We start from the raw sequence: 14,207 nt of genomic DNA on the forward strand, positions 1-14,207 counted from the left end.
ATGACGATGGATACCGATGACGTGAGCGTTCGACAGAAGCCGGACGCGCTTCCCAGCCCGTGGCGGTCGAGCCGCTTCCGGCTGTTCTTCACGGCCCGCAGCGCGTCGCTGCTCGCCGACGGCATGCTGATGGTCTCGCTCACGACGGCCGTGCTCGGCGCGGGCTACGGCGCCAGTGGCGTCGGATACGCGCTGGCCGCGTGGATGGCGCCGATCGTCCTGCTGGTCCTCGTCGGCGGAGTCCTCGCCGACCGGTTCACCCCGCAGGTGATGATGGTCGGCGCCGACGTGGTGCGCCTGGTGGCCATGCTCGCGCTCGCGGCGCTGCTCGCCGCGGGCGAGGTACGGCTCTGGCACATCATGGCGCTGCTCGCGCTCAGCGGCGCCGCGACCGCCATGTTCCAGCCGGGTCTGGCGAGCATGGTCCCGCAGGTCGCCGAGGACATCCAGCGGGCCAACGCGCTGCTGCGGATCTCCGAGGCGATCTGCACCCTGCTCGGCCCGGGCCTCGCCGGCCTCCTCGTCGCCTACTGGGACGCGGCGGGATCCTTCCTGGTCATCGCGGCGGCCTTCGCGCTCAGCGCGCTGGGCCTGGCGCCGCTGCGGAAGCTGAGCACGGCCAAGGACGACAGCGCCGACCCGTTGTGGCAGCGGCTGGCCACGGGGTGGCACGAGTTCCGGTCCCGCTCCTGGCTGTGGGGGGTCATCGCCGTCTGGGCGGTGTACGGCCTGTTCGTCTTCGGCCCGGCGCTGCCGCTGGGCGCGACGCTGCTCACCGAACAGCACGGGTCGAGCGGCTACGGCTGGATCGCCTCGGCCGACGGTGCCGGCACGATCGTCGGCGGACTGCTCGGCATGCGCGTGAAGCCGCGCCGTCCGCTCGTCGCGGGGGCCCTCGCCATGCTCTTCTTCTCGCTCAATCCCCTGGCGCCCGCGCTCGGCTGGTCGTTCACGCTCACGGCGGTCACCGGTGTCGTCGCCGGCTGCGGCTTCGCCTTCTGGGGCGTCATGTGGGCGACCAGCGTGCAGACCCACATACCCCTGGCCGTCCTCAGCCGGGTCTCCGCGTACGACATCGCCGGATCCATCATGGTGATCCCGCTGGGGCGTGCGCTGGCCGGCCCGGCGGCGGAGGCCTTCGGCGCCGATCGCGTGCTGCTCTTCTCCGCCGTGGTGGGTGTCGTGTTCCTCGGCATCATGCTCTGCGTCCCGGCGGTCCGGGCGCTCGGCCGGGCACCGGAGGGTGCCGCGGAAACGGAAGCGGAGGGTGCCGCGGAAGCGGAAGCGGAAGCGGAAACGGACGCCGGAGTTCGCTGAGACCGGTGAGACCGGTAACACCGGTGAGGCTGCTGAGGCCAGTGAGGCTGCTGAGGCCAGTGGGGCTGCTGCGGCCTCCGCTGCGGCAGGTGGCGGACGGCGGTACGGGGCGGGCGCGCGGGAGCGGGCCCGCCCTCGGCGTTTCGGCCATCCCGGCCTCCGGACGCGGCCTCCTCCGGCAAGGGTCGATGTACCCGGCACGCTCGGTTTCTCGCTCTGTCATACGGATCGGGACGCGTCCGAAAGACGCGTGTTCGACTGCGCCGCCGTCTCGTTGAGTTCGATGACATCCGGGCGACACCCGGACGGCTCAGCGACGGAGGACACCATGCATCCCTCCCCCACCCCGCCGACGACCCCCACCCCACCCGGTCAGGACACCGCCGCCGGCGGCCCCTCCGCCTCCGAGCAGCTGCTCTTCGGCGGGGAACTCGCGTACGACTTCGGCTGGAGCCAGCATCACGGCGTCTGGCTGAAGCTGAGCCTGCGCGCCATGGCGCTCTCGCTCCCCCGTCAGGTCGGGATCGCCGTGCGGCTGGCCCACGAGGCCGATCGGCGGGCGCTGTACACGGTCGCGGGAAGCGAGTTCGGCCGGGGCGTCACCCAGGCCGTGTCACTGATCGCCGTGAACACCATCCTCGTCGAACTCCTCGCCCAAGGCAGCACCGTCGAGCGGCTGCGCTCCGCGCTCCCCTCGCTCCTCGTCGTCGCCGTCCTCTCGGTCCTCGGCTCCGCTGGGAAATCCGCCTCCGCCGCGGCGACCGGGATCCTGGAGCCCAAGGTGCAACGGGTCGCCACGGAGCGGTACTTGAGCCTGGTCGCCCGGGTCGAGCTGGAGGCCATCGAGGACGACGCCTTCCACAAGCTGATGGACTCCGCCCAGTGGGGCGCGGACTCGGCGCGCCGGATGGTCGGCTACTGCACGGCCGTGGTCACCTCGGCCATCTCGCTCGTCGCGGCCGCCGGTGTCCTCACCGTCCTGCACCCCCTGCTGCTCCCCCTGCTGATCGCCATGGCGCTGCCGAGCGCGTGGAGTTCGCTGACGATGGCGCGGGCGCGGTACGTGAGCTGGCACCGGTTCGTGCAGCACGCGCGGGCCGCGCAGCTGATCAGCCGGCTGCTGATCGACCAGCAGGCGGCGGGTGAGGTCCGGGTCCACGACGTCGGCCCGTTCCTGCTCGAACACTTCCGGGGCATGGCGGAGACCAGTGAGCGGGAGCAGACCCGGCTGGCGTGGATCGGCGCGCGTACGGGACTGACGGCGGACGCGGCCCGGGGCCTCGCCACCGTCGGGACGTACGCCGTGCTCGGGCTGCTCCTGTGGGACGGGCACATGGCCCTCGCCGTCGGCGGCACGGCCGTCCTCGCGATCCGTGCGGGCTCGGCGAGCATCACCGACCTGGTGCTGCGGGTCACCGACGTACAGGAGGAGTCGCTGTTCGTCGCCGACCTGGAGACCCTGTGCGAGGAGGCGGTCCGCCGCGAGATCCCCTCCACCGGGGTGGACCTGCCCGAGGAGGTCGACGAGATCCGGTTCGAGAAGGTCACCTTCACCTACCCGGGGGCGGAGAAGCCGTCCCTGTGCGAGGTCGACCTCGTCATCCCCCGGGGCAGGACGGTCGCGCTCGTCGGGAAGAACGGCTCAGGCAAGACCACCGTCACCCGCCTCCTCTGCGGGCTGTACCTCCCGGACGACGGCCGGGTGATGTGGGGCGGGGTCGACGCGGCCCGGGCCTGCCGGGCGCAGATCTTCGACCGGGTCGCGATGGTCGCGCAGAACTTCCACCGCTGGCCCTTCACCGCCCGCGTCAACATCGGCATCGGCAGGCCCGGCGGCCCGCTCGACGACGCCACGATCGGCGAGGCCGCGGCGTACGCGGGCGCGGACGACGTCCTCAAGGGGCTCCCCCGGGGCCTGGACACGCTCCTGGCGCGCGGGTACCGGGGCGGCCAGGAGATCTCCGGCGGGCAGTGGCAGAAGATCGGCCTCGCCCGGGCGCGGTACCGCGAGGGCCGGGTCCTCATCGTGGACGAGCCGACCAGCGCCCTCGACCCGGCGGCGGAGCAGCGGGTCTTCGACCAGATCCACCGCCTCGCCGGCACCGGCCAGACCACGATCCTGATCACCCACCGCCTGCACAGCGTCGCCCATGCCGACCTCATCTACGTGATGGACGAGGGCCGGGTCGTGGAGGCCGGGACCTTCGAGGAACTCATGGACCCCGCCACCGGCACGGGCGCCTTCCGCGAGGCGTACGAACTCCAGGCCCGCCAGTTCGTCCGCCCCGCCGTGCCGGGCCAGGGCGGGGCGTCGGACGCCGAACCCGTCACGGACGGGCAGGTGACGTCATGAGGCCTTGAGGAGGGCGGCCACCGCTTGTGCCGTGTCCGGGTGGAGGGCCGTCAGGGACGGATCGCGAGGGGCCGTGCCCGTCGGTTCCCATCCGTCCGCGCAGCCCAGGAGCTCCGCGAGCGCGTCGCAGGTCTCCGGGTGCGCGGGCAGCAGCGCCGCGCCCCGCGGGCCCGTGGCGTGCGGGCGGGTGCGGGCCGCCGGCGGCGTGGCCGGCTGCCGCCACGGCGGGATCCAGGAGTCCAGGGCGGCGAGCCGGGCCGGGAAGATCCGTCCCGCCTCGCGGATGAGGAGCGGGGCCAGCTCCGCCGCGTTCGACCGGAGCGTGGTGATGAGGACCGGGAGCCACGGCAGCAGGACGGCGTCCGGCAGTCGCCCGAAGGCGTTCGAGACGGCCTCCACCACGACGTCCGCGAGTCCCGGCACCGGTTCGAGCGCGTGGACGAAGCCGCTGAGGTAGCGCGGGTAGGAGGGCACGACCAGGGGGTTGCCGAGGAGTTCGTCGCAGCGTGCCCGCAGCTCGGTCCTGGAGAGGGTGCCGAGCTGCACCTGCGCGGCCCACAGAAGTGCCGTCTTCGCCGGGTCCTGCGGGTGCGACTGCGCGACCGACAGTTCGAGCTGTGTCCGGTCGCAGCCCAGGGACAGGGCCAGGCTCTCCATGCTGAACAGGAAGCCCAGCATCGCGGCCACCTGGCCGACCGTCGCGTCCTCGTCCCGGAAGGCGGTCGGCAGCAGCGTGCAGTAGTGCGCGTATCCGGTTCTGACGAACGACTCGATCCACGGCGGCAGCACCGCTTCGCTGGTCCGGTAGTACGCGAGGAGGCCGCGCACCCGGCGCAGCACCTCGGGAGCCCCGTCCACCGTGCGCTCGGCCGCCAGGACCTCCAGGGCACGGGTGCCCAGCTCGTCGGCGAGGCGCCGGCCGCCGAGGTACAGCATCGCGTCCTCGACCGCCGCGAGGACCTGCGCGGTCGTCGCCTGCGGCCCGTGCGCGGTGCGCCGCAGCCGCTGCTCCAGGACCTGTTCCAGGCTCACGCCCTCGTATCCGAGCTCGATGAGTGCCCGCTGGTGGGTGCCGAGGGACAGGTCCCACGACTCCTGGATCGACCGCTCGCCGAGCCGCCGTTCGCCCATGATGGGGCGGGCGGCGCCGGGCGGCATCAGACGGCGCAGCATCCACAGGACGTCGGAGCAGGCCCGGAGGTCCGGCTCGGAGGCCATGTCGAGGAGGGCCCGCCGCACGCCGCGCTGCTGGAGGTCGAGCTCCAGCGGTGCCAGCCGGTCGTGCACGTCGCGCGCGAGGGGCGGCAGCGCGTCGTAGCCGACCTGGCCGATCCGGTCGCCGCCCATCATGATCTCGACGAGGCGGCGCACGTCCCTGCGCCCGGGCACGGAGTCCTTCTCGATGCAGGTGACGGCCGCGTCCTGGAAGTCGTACGGCGTCGGCTTGGCCCGGTCCCGCATGCCGGCCAACAGGATCGACGTCTCGAAGACGGCGATCGCGTCGGCGGTCGAGGCGAGGTAGCCGCTGCGGCGGGCCGCGCGGACGATGTCCACGGACCAGCCGAGCAGTTCGGCCTCGTCGAGGGTGTCGACGACCGGCGGCCTGCGCAGGAAGCCGGAGAGCCGGTCCTCCGCGTCCACGGGCACGACGGGAGCGGTCGCCTTGACGGCCGTCTTCGCCGGCTTCGCCTTCCTGGTGCCGGCCTGGCCTTCCAGGCGGTACGGCTTCACCCGGGTGCGCTTGAGGTTCTTCGCCCACTGCGTCGCGGCGATCGACACCGAACCGGAGGCGAGGCCGAACTGGGCCTCGATCGCGGTGTGGCTGGACGGGATGAGCCCGTACTGCCAGGTGGTGGCGGTCCGCGGGGAGATCGTGAAGCCTGCCGGGCCCGGAGCGGTGGTGCCGGCCACGCCGAACTCCTCGACGCGGCTCGCCGCGTGGAAGGCGCCGCAGACGTACAGGCAGTCCGCCGGGTCGGTGCCCGTCGCGGCCAGGTGCTCGCGCATCCGGATCCACATGTACCGCTCGCGGTCCTCGTCGACGCGCAGGCGCTCCCCGTCGCCGGGGGCGAGGCGCCGGAACAGGCTGCCGATGAGGAACATGACCTGGCGGTAGGTGTCGTGGTCGCTGTCGCCGAGCGGGACCTCGACGTACTGGTGCCACCACTCCGACCAGTGCCGGACCTTGCCGTGCCGGAGCAGGTGCTCCTCCAGCTCGGCGAAGCGGGGCCGCAGGTCGCCGATCTCGACGCCGACGGCCTCGCCGTGGAGCGCCGCCTCGGCCTCGGTCTCCGCCGGCTTCGTCTCCGGGGCCCGCCGGGCGTCCCACTGGAAGACGTGGTCGGAGGACCGGTCGACGAGGACCAGTTCGACACCGGGGGTGTCGAGGGCGTACGCGACGGCCTGGTACTCGGCGGAGGCCTCGGTGATCGGCGCGACGACGGACAGCGGGGCCCAGTCGGCCGGAAAGCCGTCGATCTCGCTGGCGAAGGCCTGCACGGCCACCGGCAGCCGGCAGTTGCGCAGCTCGGTCAGGAGCGGCGCCATGTCCTCGCACAGCTCCAGGTACACGACCTTCGGCTGCTTCTCGCGCAGCCGGCGGGCCATGGCGAGCGCCGAAGCGGGCGAGTGGTGGCAGACGGGGAAGATCTCCAGCGGTTCGCCGGCCGCCCGGTCGACGTCGTCGACCATGCCGAGGAGGATCCCCTCCAGGGCGTCCGCTCCTCCGGAGAACTCGGCCGCTGCCTCGTGGAGTTGGCCGCGCAGCGCGGCGAAGGGAGTGGCGGGGGCCGCTCGGGTGCCGGCGGTCTCGTGGAGCTCGGGGGCCGCGCTCATGCCAGCTTGGCGATCGCGTCGCGGCCGCCCTCCAGGAACTCGGGCCAGGAGCCGCCCTCTTCCTTGCCGCGCGGCTCGACGACACCGTGCAGGTACTTGTTGAGGATGGCCAGGTCCTCGGGCTCGCGGCGGGCGAGGGAGCCGACGAGCGAGGCGGCGAGGGTGCGGGCCGTCAGGGCGCGCTCGCCGAAGAAGTTGCTGTGGAGGACGGCGTCCTCGAGGACGCCGATCTGTTCGGCGGTGGACAGCGCGGACTCCAGCTTCTCGTCGTCGCTGCCGGCCGCGGCGGCGGAGGCCCGGAGGTCGGCGAAGCTCTGGAGGAGCACGTCGAGGAGGGTGGGCGGCACGTCCAGGTCGATCTGGTGGCGGCGGAGCAGCTCCTCGGTGCGGAAGCGGACGATCTCGGCCTCGCTCTTCTTGTTCGTGACGACCGGGATGCGGACGAAGTTGAAGCGGCGCTTGAGCGCGGAGGACAGGTCGTTGACGCCCCGGTCGCGGCTGTTGGCGGTGGCGATGATCGAGAAGCCGGGCTTGGCGAAGACGATGTTGTCGCCGCCGCCGTCGCTCTCCAGTTCGGGGACGGAGACGTACTTCTCGGAGAGGATCGAGATGAGCGCGTCCTGCACGTCGCTGGTGGAGCGGGTCAGCTCCTCGAAGCGGCCGATGGTGCCGGTCTCCATCGCGGTCATGATCGGCGACGGGATCATCGACTCCCTCGACTGGCCCTTGGCGATGACCATGGACACGTTCCAGGAGTACTTGATGTGGTCCTCGGTGGTGCCCGCGGTGCCCTGCACGACGAGGGTGGAGTTACGGCTGATCGCGGCCGAGAGCAGCTCGGCGAGCCAGCTCTTCCCGGTGCCCGGGTCGCCGATGAGCAGCAGGCCCCGGTCGGAGGCGAGGGTGACGATGGAGCGCTCGACGAAGCTGCGGTCGCCGAACCACTTCGGCGCCACCTCCCGGTCGAGGCCGTCGGCACGCTCGGAGCCGAGGATGAAGAGCCGGACCATCTTCGGGGACAGGCGCCAGGAGAACGGCTTGGGGTTGTCGTCGATCGACTCGAGCCAGTCGAGTTCCTCGGCGTACTTCATCTCGGCGGGAGCGCGGAGCAGGTCGGACATGCGAAGGGCCTCTCAGGTGAGGAAGGTCTTGAGTTCGTGGACGAGCTTGTCGATGTGGCCGGAGACCACCGGGGTGCCGAGCGCCTTGAACCGCTCGCGGAACCAGGGGTTGACCTCCTGGCGTCCGGAGCTGGTCACCGAGCCGACGGGGATGAACCGCACGCCGGACCGGTGGACCGCCTCGATGCCCTCGAAGAGCGGCTGCGAGCGGTCGAACTCGTAGAAGTCGGAGATCCACACCATGACGGTGTTCTTGGGCTCGGCGATCTTCGGCCGGGCCATGGCCATGGCGACCGGCCCGTCGTTGCCGCCGCCGAGGTTGGTGCGGAGCAGGACGTCGAACGGGTCGTGGACCCAGGGGGTGAGGTCGATCGCGCGGGTGTCGTACGCGATGAGGTGGACGTCGACCTTCGGCAGACCGGCGAAGATCGAGGCCAGGATGGTGCAGTTGACCATCGAGTCGACCATGGAACCGGACTGGTCCACGACGACGATCAGCCGCTGGGGCGTGGTCCTGCGGACCGTGTGCCGGTAGTAGAGGCGGTCGACGTAGAGCCGCTCCTCCTCCGGGCTCCAGTTGGTGAGGTTCTTCCAGATGGTGCGGTCGATGTCGAGGTTGCGGAAGACCCGCTTCGGCGGGACCGAGCGGTCCAGTTCGCCGACGGTCGCCTTCTCCACCTGCGTACGCAGCACCTCGGCGACCTCGTCGACGTAACGCCGGATGAGGGACTTGGCGTTGGCCAGGGCGATGCCGGACAGGTTGCCCTTGTCGCGCAGGAGCTGCTCGATCAGGGACATGCTCGGGGTGAGCCTGGCCGCCAGCGCGGGATCGGCCAGCACCTCGCGCAGGTGCATGCGCTGGACCAGGTCGGCCTCGACGGCTCCGAGTTCGGCTCCGAGCCCGCCGCCGGTGAGGCCCGCTCCGGACGCCCGTCCGCCGCGCAGCCCGCCGGGCGCACAGCCGAGCGCGCGCTCCAGCCAGCCCGCGTCCGACTGCCAGCGTGCCAGCTGACCGGCGGAGACCGTGCCGGAGCCGGTGGAGAAGACGTTGAGCAGCACCTTCGACGCGAGGGCGGCGCGCCGCACCTCGGCGGCCCTGTCGCGCGCCTCGTCCGGCTCGGGCTCCGGGGTCATCAGGCCGTCGAACTCCCCGGCCAGCTCCGGATGGCGCTGGACGACGGAGTCGACGGACGCGCCGGGGTCGAGCAGCGCCGGCGGGAGGCCGATGTCCTCGACGACGGCGAGGCTCGCGGCCTCCAGGGCGGCCTGCTCCTCGTGGTCGAAGAGCCGGGCGAGGAGGCGCCAGTAGAGGACCTGCCGACGGTTGTCGTCGGGGTCGGCTGAGGGGGTGCCGTCGGTCATTTCCGCAGCAGCCTTCCGGCTCGTTCGCGCAGGACGGCGACGGAGTCCGTGGCCGCCTTCTCCGCCCGGACACCCGCCTTGTCGGTGGTGCCTCCGGCCCACGCGCCCGCGTGGACGGCGACGGCCTTCTTCCGCACGGTCGTCTCGACGGCGAGCGGCTGGAGGACGAACGCGCCGGCGTCCCAGCGGAGCAGTCCGATGCACGCGCCGGACGCGGCGACCGTGTCCGGACCGAGCGGCCCGGCGGCCGGAATGCGGTCGGTGTCGACGGTCAGCCGGTGACCGGCGACCGCGAACACCGTCGGCCCGTCGTCCTCCCGCTCCACCGCGTACCCCTCGACGAGTACGGGCACGGCGATCCGGACCGGGTGGCGGTCCAGCGGGGCGGTCACCGGGTCGGAGGCGGTGGCCAGGATCACCCGGGCGGTGGCGAACGGGTCGGCGGGCTCCCCCGCGCGGGCCCGCTCGTCGTCCCAGAGGAGGTCGCCCTCGGCGGTGACGGGCATGGCGTCGACGTCCATGGAGCGGCCTTCGCCGACGGCGGCCAGGAGCGACATCCGCGGGCGGAGCAGCTGCCAGAGTCCGGCGCCGACGACGGTGTCCGGCTTGGGTGCGGACACCGCGGCCCGTACGAGGCGCGGGGCCGTTCCGTCGGCGGGCTCGAACACCGCGTGGACCTGGGCCTGTACGGCGGTGGCGTGCTCCTGCACGTCGACGCCGAGCGGCAGCAGGCGGCCGGTCGCGGGGGCCGTCGAGGGGGCACGGGTGGCCCCGGGCAGGGTCAGGAGCAGCGCACGGGACCAGAGGTCGGCCCAGCGGCGCACCGGGACGCGCTCCAGGGTGGCTCCCGGGCAGGAGGCGGCGAGTTCGGCCGCGAAGCCGTCGAGCAGGGTGGCCTGACGCCGCAGCAGCGGGTCCGGCAGCATCGCCGAGACCACGGGGGCGGCCCCGGCGACCAGGTCGTGGTCGATGCCCTGCCAGCCGGCGCGGGCGATGTCGCACAGCCAGGCACGGGCGGCCGCGAGCACGTTCGCGGCGGGTCCCTCGCCTCCGGCGGCCGGCGTGGTCGCCTCCGTACGGGGTCGGCCCGTGACGTCGCCGACGCGGACGACGAGGGCGTCGTGCACGGAGCCCATGACGGCCGTACGGGCCGCGGCGAGGGCGACGAAGTGGTCCTCGCCCGCCGCGCCGGCCGCGGCCTTCTCGGCGGCCTCGGCGACCCGCGTGGCCAGCGGCGTCCCAGCGACGGCGTCCGTGAGCGCGGTCAGGCCGTCGGCCTGCGCGGGCTGCGGACGGAGCAGTCCGGCGACGAGCACCCGGTCGAAGGCGTCCACGGCGGCGAGTGCCTCGTCGAGCCCCTCCACGGGGTCGGTGAGCAGATCCGTACGCATCAGGCCACCGCCCTCGTCGGCGGGAACCACTGCATCTCGGGCAACGGGACGGTCACCGGCTCCCGTTCGAGGTAGGCCAGGTGCCGCAGGAACCGGCTGAACACCGGGGCGGCTGCCGAGGTGTCGCCCTGGGCGGGCCGCGCGGCGGTCATCAGCGAGACGAGCGCGGCGGCGTCGGGCTCCTCTCCGGGCGTCTCCGCCTTCAGGTAGCGGGCGACGCGCTCGGCCCCGTACTGCAGGACGGCCTCGCCGACGAGCGCGCGGATGTGGTTGCAGAACGTGCCGCGCGCGCCGCCGCAGGGGCGGTTGTTGTTGGTGCTGCACGCGAACGCGTACGTCCCCGCCGCGATCGAGGACACGTACACGCGCCCTATGTCGGACCCGCTGGACACGACACCCTGCAACCGTCCGTCGGCCAGCTCGACGAACGGCACCTTGGCGAGCTTGCGCGGTCGTGCGGGCGGTACCACCCGCGCCACGCTCGACGTCTCCCAGACCGTCAACACACCTCTCCCATGCACGTCAAAGGGATGCTCACGCCGGAGCGGCGCGACAGGAACGAACCTATCCGCGCCCACTGACAACGGCCCGGAGGCGGCCTGGGAGCGGTCCGAAAGGAGCGGCCCGGGAGCGGCCTCGGAGCGAGCCGGGAGCAGCCCTCCAGCGGTCTGGAGGTGGGCTGTTCACCACCAATAGGCGGGGTACCTCGGCGCGCCGCGGCGGATGCGGGACGCGGTGCAGGCCGTCAGGACGAGCAGGACCGTGGCGCCGAACAGCAGCGGCACGAACCTTCCCGGTGCGGGTGACTGGAGCACGATGACGACGGCGGTGGCGCACGCCGGGGAGTGCGGGGTGCGGGCCAGTGTCGTCAGGGCGAGGGTGACGCCGGCGGCGACGGCCGCGGCCCAGGCGCTGCCGCCGGCCGCGGCCCCGACCGCGTAGCCGGCGGCGGCGCCGAGCAGGTGGCCGACGACCACGCTGCGGGGCTGGGCCAGGGGAAGCGTCGGGGCGCAGTGCACGAGGGCGGCGCTGGCGGCGAGCGGCGGTATCAGGACCGGCTCGTGGATGACGGCGCCGATGGCGACGAGCCCCAGCAGGGCCGCCGTCGCCGCGGTGACGCTGTGGAAGGCCGCCGCGGGGCCGGGCCGCGCCGGAGCCCGGCCGGCGATCCTCGGCCGGCGGGGGCGGGGAGGAGTGGGGTCCGCGGGGTCTGCGGGGCCCGCGGGGGCGGATGCGGAGCGCAGGGCGGCGTCGGTGCTCATGTGATCGGGCGTTTCCGGGCAGGGGGCGGGGATGACGGTCGTACGGGACTCTGTGGTCGACAGTCGGCCCGGTCATGCGCCTGAGCCTGGTGCGGCGGCGCAACCGTTCACCACTCTAACCAGCGGGTTCGCGGTGGAGCCGCGGGGGTCGCGGGAGGCGGTACGGGCGTAAAATGATGCGAATGGACACACTCAGGTACGAGCTGGTGTTCTCCGACGGCGCGGGCTCGGCCCGGGACGTCGTGACCGTGGAGCGCACGCTCTTCAAAGGGCCCGGTGGTCATCCGGTGTACGCCGATCCGACGGGGATCATCCGGGCGGAGATCAGCGACCGCGGCGAGGTGCGCGTCCTCGCCTCGGGCGGCCATCAGGAACCCGCCCAGTCCGTCATGGCCCGGCCACTCCCCGATGCCGGCCCGACTGATCCGACCGGTCCGACTGATCCGACCGGTGCCACTGATCCGGCTGATCCGGCCGATCCGGCCTCAGCAGATCCGAGGGATGCGGCGGACCCTGAGCGCCGCACACCCCGCCCGTGACCGGTGCGAGACGTCGGAGAGCCCCCCGTCCACGGGACGGGGGCTCTCCTGGTTCCGACCCCGCGGGGGATTCGGGGCCGGGGCCAGGCGGGTGGGGGTGGGGGTGGGGGTGGCCGGCGGCTACTTGGTCGGGAGCTCGTCCGCGAGCGGACGGTCGATCGCCATGATCCAGCGGTCGTCGCCGGTGCGCCGCATGACGTCGGTGCAGGTGCCCGTGATGACCTGGCGCCCGCCCTGCTCGTCGGCGACCTCCAGGCGGAACTCGACGATCACCAGGGACACGTCACCGGCGACGTAGTTGTGCACGACCTTCGAGTCGAGCTCGGGGCCGGTCTTCAGCAGGTCGATGATGCCCTGGCGGCGCTCCGCGCCCGTCAGCGGACGGCCCTAGAGGTTCGAGATCGCGTCGTCGCGGTAGAGCTGGTCGAAGATGGCGCCGTCGCCCGAGTTGAAGGCGTCGATGAACGCCTGGTTCTGCTGCTCCACGTCGTCGGTGAGGACCAGGTTGGCCAGATCGGTGGTGGTCATGGTGATGACTGCTCCCTCTTCGTTGGTGCTTTCTCTGGTGTTCCGGTCGATTCCGGAGCGCTCCGGGCAGGTCCCGGCCGCTCCGGGTCGTGTCGGTCGGGACGGGGGGACGACGGCAGGCCGACCGTAGTCGCCGCTTCCCCACCCCCCGTCCACCGTGGGGTAATCGCCGATCTGGTGCGGATCACCCCTCGGTCATCGGGGGCGCCGGGAAGTAGCCGGCCTCGGTGAAGAAGTCGACGTACCTGCCGAACAGTTCCTTCGTCACGGGCGGGCAGTGGACTCCGGTGCCCGCGAGGACGTCCAGCGTGTCGGTGATGTCCATGGGCGGGTAGAAGCCGGAACTGTCCGCCGTCAGCAGCTCGAAGGCGTCGAGCAGCGGCACCAGCGCGTTGCCCCGGTCGGAACGCACGAGCTCCAGCCAGCGGTCCCGCTCCAGTTCGCCGAGCGGGTACCCGAACGACCGCAGGTGGTCGGCGGCTTCGGCGAACGTCAGCTCGCTCGGGTTGTAGAGGTGGAACGTCCGGCACGTCCGGGGCGTCACCCCGCTCACCCTCTGCCAGGGGTACGAGGGCCAGCGCATCGAGAGCCTCTTCCCGGCCGCCAAGCTGACCGACGGCCACCTCATGATCGGCTTCGCCTTCGACCCGACGTTCGACCCGACGAGCCTCTCCCAGGTGCAGGCCGCCGTACGGGAGTACCTGCCGACCGCGCAGGTCGCCTCCGTACGCTCGCACGACTGGGGCGGCGACACGTACGCCCGGGGAGCGCAGGCTCTACGCCGCCCCGGCCAGCTCCTCCGTCAACTTCCGGACATCCAGCGGCCGTACGGGCGGATCGCCTTCGCGGGCGGCGACCTGGCGAGCGTGTGGAACGGCTTCGTCGACGAGGCGATCGAGTCGGGCAGGGCCGCCGCGCACGCCGTGGCCCCGAGGGCGCTCGCGTCCCGGTCCGCCAGGGCCTGACCGGCGGGGAGGGGGGCGCCCGATGAACACGATGTCCTGTCCGTACGATCCGCACGATCCCGACGCCACAGATCCGCACGATCCGCATGCTCTGCACGATCCCGACGCCACAGATGGTCGACGAGACCCTGCGCCTTGAGGCCCCGTGTCTGCCCATGCGGTACGCGATCGAGGAACTCGACCTCGGCGACGTGGTGATCCCCAAGGGCGACGCGATGATGATCGCCTTCGGCGCGGCGGGTCGCGATCCGGGCGCGCACGGCGAGACGGCGGACGTCTTCGACGTGACGCGCCCGACGCGCCGCGAGCACGTCGCCTTCGGGCACGGCGTCCACCACTGCGTGGGCGCTCCGCTCGCCCGCCTGGAGGCGACGATCGCCCTGCCCGCCGTGTTCGCGCGCTTCCCCGGCATCAGGCTCGCGGAGCCGCCGGAGGGGATCCTGCCCCTGGAGTCGTTCATCTCCAACGGCCACCGGACGCTCCCCGTCCTCCTCGGACCGGCGGACGTCTGAGACGACCGTGGCCCGCGGGGCG

13 protein-coding genes and 1 pseudogene are annotated in these 14,207 nt (G+C 72.8%); 5 read left to right on the plus strand and 9 right to left on the minus strand.

Going from position 1 to position 14,207, the window contains the following annotated elements:
- Window positions 1-6: 6 nt before the first annotated feature.
- Both ACFC0G_RS08230 and ACFC0G_RS08235 read left to right on the plus strand, forming a co-directional pair.
- The gene (locus ACFC0G_RS08230; RefSeq protein WP_376399524.1) at window positions 7-1,317 is read left to right on the plus strand and encodes an MFS transporter; all 1,311 of its coding nucleotides are present in this window, start codon (window positions 7-9) and stop codon (window positions 1,315-1,317) included.
- A gap of 328 nt (window positions 1,318-1,645) precedes the next feature.
- Window positions 1,646-3,670, plus strand: a complete 2,025-nt coding sequence (locus ACFC0G_RS08235; RefSeq protein ID WP_376399091.1) for an ABC transporter ATP-binding protein — start codon at window positions 1,646-1,648, stop codon at window positions 3,668-3,670.
- Here the strand turns inward: ACFC0G_RS08235 and ACFC0G_RS08240 are convergent.
- The 6 genes from ACFC0G_RS08240 to ACFC0G_RS08265 form a co-directional block, all read right to left on the minus strand.
- Window positions 3,665-6,505 carry a hypothetical protein gene (locus ACFC0G_RS08240; RefSeq protein ID WP_376399093.1) on the minus strand — a complete coding sequence of 947 codons (2,841 nt, stop codon included), beginning with the start codon at window positions 6,503-6,505 and terminating at the stop codon, window positions 3,665-3,667. The genes ACFC0G_RS08235 and ACFC0G_RS08240 overlap by 6 nt on opposite strands.
- On the minus strand, window positions 6,502-7,626 hold the full coding sequence (locus ACFC0G_RS08245; RefSeq protein WP_376399096.1) for an AAA family ATPase: 1,125 nt from the start codon (window positions 7,624-7,626) through the stop codon (window positions 6,502-6,504). Before ACFC0G_RS08245 ends, ACFC0G_RS08240 begins: the two co-directional genes overlap by 4 nt.
- Window positions 7,627-7,638: 12 nt before the next feature.
- On the minus strand, window positions 7,639-8,988 hold the full coding sequence (locus ACFC0G_RS08250) for a VWA domain-containing protein (RefSeq protein ID WP_376399099.1): 1,350 nt from the start codon (window positions 8,986-8,988) through the stop codon (window positions 7,639-7,641).
- Window positions 8,985-10,379, minus strand: a complete 1,395-nt coding sequence (locus ACFC0G_RS08255) for a hypothetical protein (RefSeq protein ID WP_376399102.1) — start codon at window positions 10,377-10,379, stop codon at window positions 8,985-8,987. Before ACFC0G_RS08255 ends, ACFC0G_RS08250 begins: the two co-directional genes overlap by 4 nt.
- Entirely contained in the window at window positions 10,379-10,882 is a 504-nt protein-coding gene (locus ACFC0G_RS08260) for a hypothetical protein (RefSeq protein ID WP_376399105.1), read from the minus strand. The genes ACFC0G_RS08255 and ACFC0G_RS08260 overlap by 1 nt, the downstream gene beginning before the upstream one ends.
- A gap of 180 nt (window positions 10,883-11,062) precedes the next feature.
- The gene (locus ACFC0G_RS08265) at window positions 11,063-11,641 is read right to left on the minus strand and encodes an HPP family protein (RefSeq protein ID WP_376399107.1); all 579 of its coding nucleotides are present in this window, start codon (window positions 11,639-11,641) and stop codon (window positions 11,063-11,065) included.
- A gap of 173 nt (window positions 11,642-11,814) precedes the next feature.
- Here ACFC0G_RS08265 and ACFC0G_RS08270 point away from each other — a divergent pair.
- Window positions 11,815-12,048, plus strand: a pseudogene (locus ACFC0G_RS08270) (DUF6296 family protein); the annotation flags it as partial.
- Between the two features lie 252 nt (window positions 12,049-12,300).
- Here the strand turns inward: ACFC0G_RS08270 and ACFC0G_RS08275 are convergent.
- The 3 genes from ACFC0G_RS08275 to ACFC0G_RS08285 form a co-directional block, all read right to left on the minus strand.
- The gene (locus tag ACFC0G_RS08275; protein WP_376399110.1) at window positions 12,301-12,486 is read right to left on the minus strand and encodes a hypothetical protein; all 186 of its coding nucleotides are present in this window, start codon (window positions 12,484-12,486) and stop codon (window positions 12,301-12,303) included.
- Window positions 12,487-12,567: 81 nt separating this feature from the next.
- Complete coding sequence (locus ACFC0G_RS08280; RefSeq protein WP_376399112.1) at window positions 12,568-12,708, minus strand: hypothetical protein; 141 nt, start codon at window positions 12,706-12,708, stop codon at window positions 12,568-12,570.
- A gap of 184 nt (window positions 12,709-12,892) precedes the next feature.
- Window positions 12,893-13,252: a hypothetical protein gene (locus ACFC0G_RS08285; RefSeq protein WP_376399115.1), complete on the minus strand. Its 360-nt coding sequence runs from the start codon at window positions 13,250-13,252 to the stop codon at window positions 12,893-12,895.
- A gap of 64 nt (window positions 13,253-13,316) precedes the next feature.
- On the opposite strand from ACFC0G_RS08285, the gene ACFC0G_RS08290 reads away from it, so the two are divergent.
- Both ACFC0G_RS08290 and ACFC0G_RS08295 read left to right on the plus strand, forming a co-directional pair.
- Window positions 13,317-13,673: an FAD-dependent oxidoreductase gene (locus tag ACFC0G_RS08290; protein ID WP_376399527.1), complete on the plus strand. Its 357-nt coding sequence runs from the start codon at window positions 13,317-13,319 to the stop codon at window positions 13,671-13,673.
- Between the two features lie 86 nt (window positions 13,674-13,759).
- Window positions 13,760-14,185, plus strand: a complete 426-nt coding sequence (locus tag ACFC0G_RS08295; RefSeq protein ID WP_376399118.1) for a cytochrome P450 — start codon at window positions 13,760-13,762, stop codon at window positions 14,183-14,185.
- Window positions 14,186-14,207: the final 22 nt, after the last annotated feature.

It is taken from the genome of Streptomyces sp. NPDC056169 (assembly GCF_042268445.1).
Lineage (GTDB): Bacteria > Actinomycetota > Actinomycetes > Streptomycetales > Streptomycetaceae > Streptomyces.